The sequence below is a fragment of the Paraburkholderia sp. RL17-381-BIF-C genome (assembly GCF_046026435.1).
GTDB lineage: Bacteria > Pseudomonadota > Gammaproteobacteria > Burkholderiales > Burkholderiaceae > Paraburkholderia.
In genome coordinates, this window is the sequence record NZ_JARESX010000162.1 from 1 (window position 1) to 2,895 (window position 2,895).

Consider the following 2,895-nt stretch of genomic DNA (forward strand, 5'->3'; position numbering starts at 1 on the left):
TGGCTCGTATATCCAGATCAACGGCGACGGAATTATCCACGGGTCGCCGGGGCCAATCATCGGAAAAGGCGCATGGTGGGACGTACCGGGGCCGGACTCAAAACGTATGTCAATGCCAGTCATGCCCGTTACCCCCCTCGCGCAGAGTTTTACCCATGTCTATTCGCAGACGTTCGACGTCAGCACCGTAGCAACGAATCTCGGCATTGGCCCTGTGCTCGCTAACTTGCCATATCGCGTCTATCTGCCGGACGGCACGCTCCAGCAGCAGGGCATGCTAACGGAAGGCGAAACGATCGCCGTCCAGACGTCCATGCCCACAAAAGTCAAATGCGAGATTGGTGCGGGTGAATGGGGGGTCGCCGAGAACGAATATGACGGTCAAGAACTGGACGACCGGAACGAAGCGCATCTATCGAGCGATAACGCTGAACACGCATGAGGAATTCTGTGAACAAACCGCATCATAACGGGCATGCTCCAACGCATCCTAAAGCCCCGCCTAAGCCTTTTGTCGAAGTGACTATTGTTTTCAGGGATGCCCTGAACCACCCTATCGAAGGGCTGGCTGTACGCGTTGCGGCGGGGACCGGCGCGCCACCGGCTCCGGCCTGGATAATCGGCCCTGAGACGGACGAGCCGACATCGACTTCCACACCTGAGTCAGAGCCGCCCGCACCCTCAACAATAGTAGTCAATAGCACGGACGCCGTGACAGACAAGGACGGGTACGCCATGACGATCCAGAATGCCGCGCGCGGACAGCCGCTTGATGTACTCGTCAGGAACCGTCATGAGCAATATGTACTGAAAGCGACAGTGACGCCGACGAAGGACGTGACCGCCTATGTTATTAATAGTCCCGAATATCATCTTGAAGCGGTAACGCAGCTTACGCCCAAGGATGTGTTCGAGCGCGACGTGAAAATCCCCGTCATGAAAAACGGCGAAATCATGACAATGGATAGGCTGGTTAATGAGTTTGGGCCTTACATAGGGTCCACACAAAAGGTCACCGAACAGGGCAAGGTGAAAAAAGACTTCCCGACGAAAAAGAAGGAAACGCAAAACGACCCCGCCACGGGGAAACCTAAAACCTCGATCACGATTGAGCATCACTACCGCGTAGTCGATACGGGGAAGCCGCGGACTATCGCGATAAATCTGCTCGCATCGAGATTGAACTATCCGAAAGCATGGCTGCTCACCGACGAGCACTTCCGATACCTTGCCGCGTCTTTCGGTTGCGAAGCAGCGGCAGTCAAGGCGTTAAACAAACAGGAAACAGTCGGGGACGGCGAATGGACACCCGATGGGGGTTATGATCCCAACGGCTTGGTTCGAATTCTCTTTGAGCGCCATCACTTTTACGGGTTCACATTGCCGCCTGCCGACAAAAAGACAGGGAAAAAAGCCAGGCATCCGTATATAGCATTTCCTGACATTTGTTTCCCCAAACCTGGCGCATATGGTCCCGCAGGAATTCACCAATATGAGAAATTTGTGAAGGCCGCAACACTTGATCGAGACGCGGCGATCAAATCCTGCTCATGGGGAGCCTTTCAGATTCTCGGCGAATATTTTGAATACTGCGACTGCACAACTCCCGTTGACATGGCGAACAAATGCATGGAGAGCATTGACTCGCAGGTAAAAATGTTTGAGGCATTCATGAAGAAAGCAAAGCCTGCTGCGATACAGGGGCTCGCTCATAAAAAATGGGAAAACGTCGCCTCTAGTTATAACGGAAGGAATTGGAAAGTGCAAAATCCGAATTACGCAAAGAGCCTGGAGAAATATTACAATGAATTCAAATAAAAAATGGCTTTGTATAGTTCTAGCTTTTTTCTGCCGTTTTGGCTACGCCTCCAGCTTGCTTGTATTTGACAGTCCAAGTCTTATGGCCATTGAATCGGGCAATTCCTTGCGCGGTTACTATGGCGCGTTGGAGAAAGGTGTCTCATGCATGTTCTTTTTTACTGCCAACACCGGAAGTGCGACAAACACAAGCGATGGAGTCTACTCAATACTTGACGTAAAAACGTATGCATTGAGTGCCAGTCAATTTCGCTACGTTGACAGAGACGCGGAATGGGACGTACCGGGAAAATTATACATAATGGGCGACCAATGGATTCTAAAAACCTCTTTGGAACCTCCTGGATGTGGCGGTGCAGTCGGTTTTTTTCATGGAGGGCCATATGACCAGGGCGCCACTCGATATTACATAACAAAAAAAATTCGAGCGTATGGAATTCGCGTAGTCAAACGAAAAACGTTTTTTTATGGAAAGCGAGGACATTCGTTTGCGATAACTAATGGATATCTCACGCCGGGGGACGTGGTTGGTGTCTTGACGCAAAACGGCGACTACTCTCTTGTCCGATATACCAATCCAGATTTTTTTAATCCCGTGCCTGGAAAGGTTACGACTGGTTGGGTCCGCTCGACGGATATCGATGATCCTTTCCCGCAGGCCGACCACTTGGAGCCAATTCGATGATCGACTATATCCGACTCGGCGACACTACCGACCACGGCGGCAAAGTTGTCACCGCCTCTCAAACCATGCATTACGCCGGGCGACGCGTCGCCCGTAAAGGCGACCTCATAGAGTGCCCGCTGCACCCCGACGTCGAGCCGAACATGATCCTCGACGGCGACGAGAAAATCCGCGATCACGGTACGCCCGTCGCGCGTCAGGGTCATCGGGCCACATGCGGATGCAGTCTTGTTTCCAGCCTGGTTTAGTGGCCGTGAGGATAAGAGCAAAGGAGACGGCGGGCGAGAGTCGGAGACGAACATTTGAAGCGGCGCGCGTCAATTGTCAAATTTCGACACAACGCCACTGGTTTAAAAACAACTGTGGTTGAATGGGCTCGCTGGTCCGCGACA

3 protein-coding genes and 1 pseudogene are annotated in these 2,895 nt (G+C 52.3%); all 4 read left to right on the forward strand.

Annotation, left to right across the window (positions count from 1 at the left end):
• Nucleotides 1–442: pseudogene (locus tag P0D70_RS36330) on the forward strand (type VI secretion system Vgr family protein); the annotation flags it as partial.
• Nucleotides 443–450: 8 nt separating this feature from the next.
• Nucleotides 451–1,818, forward strand: coding sequence for an N-acetylmuramidase family protein (locus tag P0D70_RS36335; RefSeq protein ID WP_408188070.1), 1,368 nt, complete (start codon nucleotides 451–453; stop codon nucleotides 1,816–1,818).
• Nucleotides 1,805–2,503: a hypothetical protein gene (locus P0D70_RS36340; RefSeq protein WP_408188071.1), complete on the forward strand. Its 699-nt coding sequence runs from the start codon at nucleotides 1,805–1,807 to the stop codon at nucleotides 2,501–2,503. The genes P0D70_RS36335 and P0D70_RS36340 overlap by 14 nt, the downstream gene beginning before the upstream one ends.
• Nucleotides 2,500–2,751 (forward strand): PAAR domain-containing protein, encoded by a 252-nt coding sequence (locus tag P0D70_RS36345; protein ID WP_408188072.1) that lies wholly within the window; start codon nucleotides 2,500–2,502, stop codon nucleotides 2,749–2,751. The genes P0D70_RS36340 and P0D70_RS36345 overlap by 4 nt, the downstream gene beginning before the upstream one ends.
• Nucleotides 2,752–2,895: the final 144 nt, after the last annotated feature.